Origin of the sequence: Synechococcus sp. H55.2 (genome assembly GCF_047462495.1) — a bacterium.
GTDB lineage: Bacteria > Cyanobacteriota > Cyanobacteriia > Thermostichales > Thermostichaceae > Thermostichus.
The window spans coordinates 1-6,587 of the sequence record NZ_JANSJH010000123.1 but is presented as its reverse complement, the minus strand read 5'-3'; the positions used below and the strand labels follow the sequence as shown (position 1 = coordinate 6,587).

The window sequence follows — 6,587 nt, the reverse complement described above, 5'->3', positions numbered from 1 at the left end:
CAGGAAGCGCAAGCGGATGCCCGCGCCTACAGCCAGAAGGCCCCAAACGAGGCGGGGACAAGCGTGATCAGCCTGCACCGAGGTCGGGCAGACGGCAGCCCTGGCGAGGTCACAACCGAGTTCAAGACCACCGATACCCTAGTCTGGGCCATCTTGCCGGTGGGCAGCCTCCCTGCCAACGCCCAGGTGGAGATGCTTTGGTACTACGAGGGCGGAGAAGCCGGGGGCGAGCAACTGATCCGCAAGTTTGATTTTCCCTGGGATCCCTTGGCCGACACGGTGCAAGGCTTTCTCAGCTTCAGCCAACCCTACACCGGGCGCTACCGTGTCGAGGTTCAGGTCAACGGCGAGAAGATAGGAGTTGGCCGCTTCACAATTCGGTAGCCTTAGCTTGGCTCCCACTTCCAACTCTTTTCTCTCGGAGGGAGCCCAGCCTCTCTCTTAGAAGGAAGGGGGAGATAAGGCTTACAGAGAACAATTTTTGACTATAAATCCAGGCTTTTCCGGTAGGGCGATGTCCATCGCCATCTGCCTATTTTTCGCGCTGTGAAGACTATTGCGCTGAGAGTGAAAAGATAGCTCGACATTCTCTAGCGAGTTCTGATCACGGGCCTGGCTTTGAGGTTGTAGATAAAGCTGGTGCGGTACTGCAACAGCAAGTTGCGCAGGTAAAGGGGCAAGTTGCGTCGGTGGAGCAAGCGAGTTCTGCGGTAGAGCAGTGTGCGGCGACGGTTGATCGCCCGGCTGCGCTGTTGCAAAGAAGCTTGAAGAGAACGTTGAAGTGCCAGGGATCCGGGCACACGCCTCAACTTTGGCCGTAACACATCTCACCTCCAGGGCGACCATCGAAAATTAGCTCCAGTGTAGGGGATCCTCAGGAGAGCAGTCGCCAGCAGGTCAGCCTGTTCTGCCCAGCTTGCGGAGATCCTCGCTTCACTCCTCTCCAGATCTTGCAGCAACTGCCGGCCCAGAGGAGCCAGACGATACCGGTCGGTGATCTGCGATCTCGCCGGCGGGATCCCTTTTGTGCTCATGGCCCGCAACAAGGCCAACCGGAAAGGACTACAGATCCAGGCACTTCTGCACACCGACGCCGAGTCATCGAGCATGAGGGGCAACCAGGTTCTTTATATTCTTATTCAACTTTGCCAATGGCCGTTGGGCAGCAGACTTGTTACGATAGATTACGATATGTTGATCATCCTTGCTATTGTTGTCCTGTTGGGATTCTGGGCCCTGCGCCTGATGGAGCAGGCTTTTCAGAGTCAGGAGTTCTCGCGCATGTTGGCCGGGACACTGGTGGCCGCGGCTGCCGGTGGCGTCTTGACCTGTTACTTTCTCATGAGCGACACCCTACAGATGTTGTTTCATCTCCAGGCGCACTCCTCCTTTTCCCACTCTCAAGATCTGGATCTGCTTTCCGATCTGAGCTGGCTTGACTAGGCGAGGTGGGTGGATAGCCAGGCTTGAATGCTGCGGATCATCTGGTGGTTGGGGGCCAGCCAGCTTTGGTAAATCAACTGTCCAAAAGCATCGATGGGGCTGAATTCTTCCCCAACTGGGAAAGGGTAGCTAAAACCCAGCGGAGTTAGGTGATCCCCTTCCAAGTGTTGCCATTCTGTGTAACTTCGATACTTGCGGCAAAGCTGTTGGTAAAGCAGAGGAACATCGTCGATATCATCGTGGCGAAATTCCACGAGCAGGTTGTTGCTGACCGGATACTGCTCCTCGATTAAGCGATTGGTTTCTGCCGGAGAAGGCTCGAACTCCAACCACAGGTTCACAGGCGGCGAAGAGGATCCCATCCACATCCGCCACAGATCGGACAGTTGTTGTTGAGGCCAAGCTTGAGCCAACAGCCGCAGCAAGGGCAGAGCCCGATCCAGCCCGGCGTTGCTGTAGGCCAGGAAAATATTGCCTCGCCGCTGGGATCCCATGGCCAGACAAGAGAGGATCTGCAACTTACAGCCCAGGCTATGGCCCAAGCCAAACAGGGGTAGACCTAGCAAATTTTTGCTTTGCAGGCTTCTGTGCAAAGATTGGGCTGCATTGAGAGCCAGTTGAGCGTGATCGATATCGGTGCTGTAGGGGGTAGCCACAATGGCCATGCCCATGCGGGCCAGTTCTTCGAGCAGGCGGCTGTAGAACACTTGCGGGGCAGCTCCCACAAACGCTCCGCCCAGAAAGTGAATTACGGCACGGGGTTGAGCGGGCAGAAGAAACCAAGTGTGCCCATCTGTCTGCCAAGTCGGTGCCATGGTTTGCGACCTCACCTGCGATTTTGTTGGGGCTCTCCCCACAACCCGGCGCCCGGCAGTCCGATTTTGCCACTTCGCGCGGTTCCTCGCGTCCCGTTTGGCCAGCCCCTGGAACTCATGCTAATGGATATCCTGCCCAAACATGGGGATCCCCAGGCGGATGTAGCAAGCAAAGCTCCGTCCTGCCTCAGGTTGAAGTTCCAGCACGCCTAGGGTGGGGTGTCGTGGGGGATCGCGATGCAGACTTCGCAGTTGAAAATCGACGCCTGCCCGCCGAGCCACTAACCTGGTAGGGAGATAGGTAGAAGTCGGCTTTGATCCATCGGCGCGTTCTACAGCTTTGCATCGTCGGCTGGGCAATGCTTTTCGCCCTGGCAGTAGGGGGCAGAGCATCCCTGCCGGTTCTGCATCTTTTTGACATAGAGGCTCTCCAGGCCCAAGCCGGAGAACTGCCACAACCGGTACGCCTACGACTGCCCCCTGGCCTGGCCCGCTACACCTACGATAAGTCGGCGGGAGATTACTTTGAGGAGATCGACCCGCTGCTGCCGGGCGGCGTTTACGCCCAGTGGGCCTTCTACCCGATCCCGGTCTACATCCAAGGGGATCACCCCCAGTGGAAAACCTTTGTGGAGCAGGCGGTGAAGGAGTGGTCTGCTTATATCCCGATGCGGGTGGTGGCCAAAGAGGAAGAGGCCCTCTACGGGATGAGCATTTATCGCGTTCCCCCCCTCGGCGGCGGGGTAGTGGGGGCGGCCCGACCTGAGTTTTTCTTCGCCTCAAATGGAGCTTTGCAACAGCGGGTGCGCATCGTCATTGCCGAAGGCCAGGGGTTGGCAGAAGTGACGGCGGTGGCCCGGCACGAGATCGGCCATGGGCTGGGGCTGTGGGGCCATAGCCCCGACCCGCGGGATCTGATGTACGGCGGCCACCATGCAGCGGCTACCGGCAATCGCCGCCTGCTGCGGGTGCCCACCATCACCAAACGGGATCTCAACACCCTGAAGCGGGTTTATGAGCAGCCCACCCTCATGGGCCAGGTTTTCCCGGAGAGCTACCGCCGCCTGTTCGGCCAGCTTCTGCCAGAAAGAACTTTTGGGATGGCCGACAGCTAGAGCCGCAGCAGTTGCGGCGCCCCCTTGAGCGCCATAGCCAGGAGAAAAAACAGCAACTGGGTGGCCACAATGCTGGGGCCGGAGGGCAGGTTGAAGGCAGCCGAGAGGAGGATCCCCAACACCGCACTCAAGCCCCCCAAGCCCATGGCCAGCAACACATACGTTGTAAAGTTGGATCCCAAAAGCCGCGCCGTCGAAGCGGGGATCACCACAAAAGCGCTCACCAATAGCACCCCCACCGAGCGGATCGACAGGGCCACCACCAAAGCCAGCAGCACCACAAAGGCCAACCGCTGCCAGCCCCCCTCTACCCCCCGCGCCCGCGCCAGCGACTCATCCAGGGTGAGCAGCATCTGGGCAGGCAAGGTCAGCCCAATGTACCCCAGGGCCAAGAGCAGGAGCAGGCCGCTCATCCACAAGGCCGGCAGGCTGATGCCGAGAATATCCCCAAATAGCAACTGGTTAAGGTTGCCGCGGTAGCCAGGGATCAGGCTGAGGCCAATGATGGCTAGAGCCAAGGAGGAGGAGTAGATGATGTTTAGCACCGCATCTGCCGAAAGCTGGGTGCGTTCCAGGACAAAAGTCACCCCCAGGGCAAACACTACCCCAAACACCATCAGCACCGCCGTGGGATCCAGCCCCAGGGCCACTCCCAGGACAATACCCAGCAGCGCCGAATGCCCCAAGGCATCGCTAAAAAACGCCAACTGCCGAAAGATGGCAAAACTGCCCAAAAGCCCCCCCGTCACCCCCGTCAGGATGCCGCCTAGGAGAGCCCGCTGCATGAAGGGCAGCTGCAGCCATTCCACCACCTGCGCCCAGGTCTCCGGCATTGCCCCTCCTCAGTGGTGGTGGATGTAGCGGGCAAACGCGGGGCCGTAGACGCGGCTTAGCATCTCCGGCGCCAGGGCCGCTTCAGGGGATCCCTGGCAAATCAGGGAGCGGTTGAGACACAACACGCGGTCGCAGTAGCGGGACACCATCTCCAGGTCGTGGGAGACCTGCAGGATGGCCCAGCCCAGGGAGCGGCGCAGCTCTTCCAATAGCCGATAGAATTCCCCTTCGCTGAGGCTATCTAGACCAGCGGGGGCCTCGTCCAGCACCAGCAGCCGCCGCGGCCAGACTAGACAATAGGCCAACAACACCCGTTTGAGCTCGCCGCCGCTCAGTTGACCCAGGGGCTTAGAGGCCAGGTGCAGAGCCTCGGCCCGTTGCAAGGCTTTCTGGACGGCCTCCTGCCGAGCAGCTCGCTGCTGCCAGGGCCAGCGGGGCCTAAGGGATCCCCAGCCCAGGGCGACAAACTCCGCCACCGTCAGGGGAATGGCGGGGTTGAAGTGCAAGCGCTGCGGCACATAGGCAAGCTGCTGCCGCACTTTCTGGGGCAAGTACCCCGACAGACGCAGCGGCTCCCCTAGGATGTAAACCGAGCCACACTGCCGCGGCAGGATGCCCAAGATGGCCTGCACCAAGGTGCTCTTGCCGGCGCCGTTGGGGCCAACAATGGCCGTATGGGATCCCGCCTCTAGCGCAAACGACACGTTCTGCACGGCCAAGTGGGATCCCCGATAGACCGTCAGCCCCTCCACCCGCAGGACAACCTCGCCAGAATGGAAGCTCATCGCCCCCTCGCCAGCAGGTGTTCGAGAGCAGTCTGACCCACCAAGGGCAACTGCAGGGGAACCCAGGCCTTCTCTTTCTCGAAGGCGGAGACCAGGTTTTCCACGTTCTGCCGCAGGATGGTTAGGTAGTACTCCGGCTCGATCCCCTCTGGGCCAGCCGTTTCCAAGGGATCGAACACGCGGACTTGTACCCCCAGATCCCGGGCCAAGACCTCAAAGGGGTTGTCCTTCCCCACTTGTGGCTCCACCAGGATTGTCTTTAGGCCCGACTGCCGCACCGTCTCCATCACCCGGCGCACATCTTCCGGAGAGGGGCTGGCTTCCGGGATCTCCACCAGGAACTCCGCTTTGAGGTTGTAGCGCTCGGCAAAGTAAGGGGCAAGGTCGTGGAAGACCACAAAGCTCCTGCCGGCGAAGGGAGCTAATTTCTGCTCGATTTCTTTATCCAAAGCTTCCAGTTGCTCGATAAAGGCAGCGGCATTGGCGCGGTAAGTCTCTGCCCCTTCTGGATCGACAGCAATGAGGCCATCGCGGATGTTTTCCACCTGCTGAATGGCCCGCCTGGGATCCAGCCAGATGTGGGGGTTCAACTCGCCGTGGCTGTGCCCATGAGAGTGTCCATGACTGTGGCCGTGACCATGAGAATGGCCATGGCTGTGGGAGTGCCCATGCTCTGGCTCCTGGGTCTGCAAAGTCGGGATCCCTTGGCTGCTGTCAATGATGCGCAGCTTCGGATTGCCGGCGTTGGCAATCAATCCCTCCAAAAAGGTCTCCATTCCCAACCCGTTGATCACCAGCACATCCGCCTGGGACAGCAGGCGCGCATCCTCGGGTCGAGCCTGAAAGTCGTGGGGCCCCATCTGGGGAGGGATCAGGGGTTTCACCTCGGCCCGCTCCCCGGCCACGGCGCGGGTAAATTGCGTTATCGGCAGGATTGTGGTCACCACCTGCGGAGGGGTGGATCCCCGTTGGGCCCGGGACTCTTCTTGGCGCATCTGTAAGCCGCCCAGGATCCCGACCGAGAGGGCCGCCACCAGCGAGACCAGCGATCGCACGGGTCGGGCCGAACGCAGAGAGTTATTAGCCATGAGTCCTAATACCTCACAAGACGACAGAGACAGCAGCGTCGGAAGCGCCTGACTCCTGGAAAGCCAAGGCCCGCTGCTGCAGCAGCGAAAACATACTCACCAGGCCGTTGCTGCGGGAAGGGCTAAGGCTGAAGTTGAGGCCCATCTCCCGCACAAACTCCAGGGAAACCCCCAAAATTTCCTCTGGCGCTAGGCCGCTCAACCCCTCCACCAAAATGGCCACCAAGCCCTTGACCAACTGGGCATCGGCATCTCCCTGGATGTAGACCTTGCCGTCCCTTAACTCGGTGGCCAGCCACACCCGCGAAGCACAACCCCGCACGAGATTCTCCTCTGTGCGCTGGGAATTGGGGAAAGGGGGCAGGCGCTTGGCATAGGCCAGCAGCAGCTCGTACTTCTGACGAGAAGTTCTGGCCTTTTGAAAGCGACCCACAATCTGCCGCAGAGCTTCGGGCATCAACCCACTTGCCTGAATGAGAATGATAATCAAAAGTCATCGTAGCACGC

At 59.9% G+C, this 6,587-nt stretch carries 8 protein-coding genes and 1 pseudogene; 3 read left to right on the top strand and 6 right to left on the bottom strand.

All coding sequences use genetic code 11. From position 1 onward, the window contains the following. Nucleotides 1-384: pseudogene (locus tag NW844_RS11730) on the top strand (hypothetical protein); the annotation flags it as partial. 206 nt (nt 385-590) lie between these two features. Here NW844_RS11730 and NW844_RS11725 read toward each other — a convergent pair. Beyond that, nucleotides 591-800 (bottom strand): hypothetical protein, encoded by a 210-nt coding sequence (locus NW844_RS11725; RefSeq protein WP_414335866.1) that lies wholly within the window; start codon nt 798-800, stop codon nt 591-593. A gap of 232 nt (nt 801-1,032) precedes the next feature. Here NW844_RS11725 and NW844_RS11720 point away from each other — a divergent pair, with 232 nt between their 5' ends. Further along, entirely contained in the window at nt 1,033-1,443 is a 411-nt protein-coding gene (locus NW844_RS11720) for a hypothetical protein (protein WP_414335864.1), read from the top strand. Here the strand turns inward: NW844_RS11720 and NW844_RS11715 are convergent. Then, nucleotides 1,440-2,258 carry a DUF1350 family protein gene (locus NW844_RS11715; protein ID WP_414335863.1) on the bottom strand — a complete coding sequence of 273 codons (819 nt, stop codon included), beginning with the start codon at nt 2,256-2,258 and terminating at the stop codon, nt 1,440-1,442. The two genes, NW844_RS11720 and NW844_RS11715, sit on opposite strands and share 4 nt — an antisense overlap. Before the next feature lie 359 nt (nt 2,259-2,617). Between NW844_RS11715 and NW844_RS11710 the strand changes: the two genes are divergently transcribed. Then, a complete protein-coding gene (locus NW844_RS11710) occupies nt 2,618-3,373 on the top strand; it encodes a hypothetical protein (protein ID WP_414335861.1) in 756 nt (251 codons plus the stop codon). Here NW844_RS11710 and NW844_RS11705 read toward each other — a convergent pair. The 4 genes from NW844_RS11705 to NW844_RS11690 are packed head-to-tail and all read right to left on the bottom strand — an operon-like array spanning nt 3,370 to nt 6,537. Further along, nucleotides 3,370-4,206, bottom strand: coding sequence for a metal ABC transporter permease (locus NW844_RS11705; protein ID WP_414335859.1), 837 nt, complete (start codon nt 4,204-4,206; stop codon nt 3,370-3,372). The genes NW844_RS11710 and NW844_RS11705 overlap by 4 nt on opposite strands. 9 nt (nt 4,207-4,215) lie before the next feature. After that, entirely contained in the window at nt 4,216-4,992 is a 777-nt protein-coding gene (locus NW844_RS11700; RefSeq protein ID WP_414335857.1) for a metal ABC transporter ATP-binding protein, read from the bottom strand. Beyond that, on the bottom strand, nt 4,989-6,080 hold the full coding sequence (locus NW844_RS11695) for a metal ABC transporter solute-binding protein, Zn/Mn family (RefSeq protein WP_414335855.1): 1,092 nt from the start codon (nt 6,078-6,080) through the stop codon (nt 4,989-4,991). Before NW844_RS11695 ends, NW844_RS11700 begins: the two co-directional genes overlap by 4 nt. A gap of 13 nt (nt 6,081-6,093) precedes the next feature. Next, a complete protein-coding gene (locus NW844_RS11690; RefSeq protein WP_414335853.1) occupies nt 6,094-6,537 on the bottom strand; it encodes a SufE family protein in 444 nt (147 codons plus the stop codon). Between the last annotated feature and the right edge of the window lie 50 nt (nt 6,538-6,587).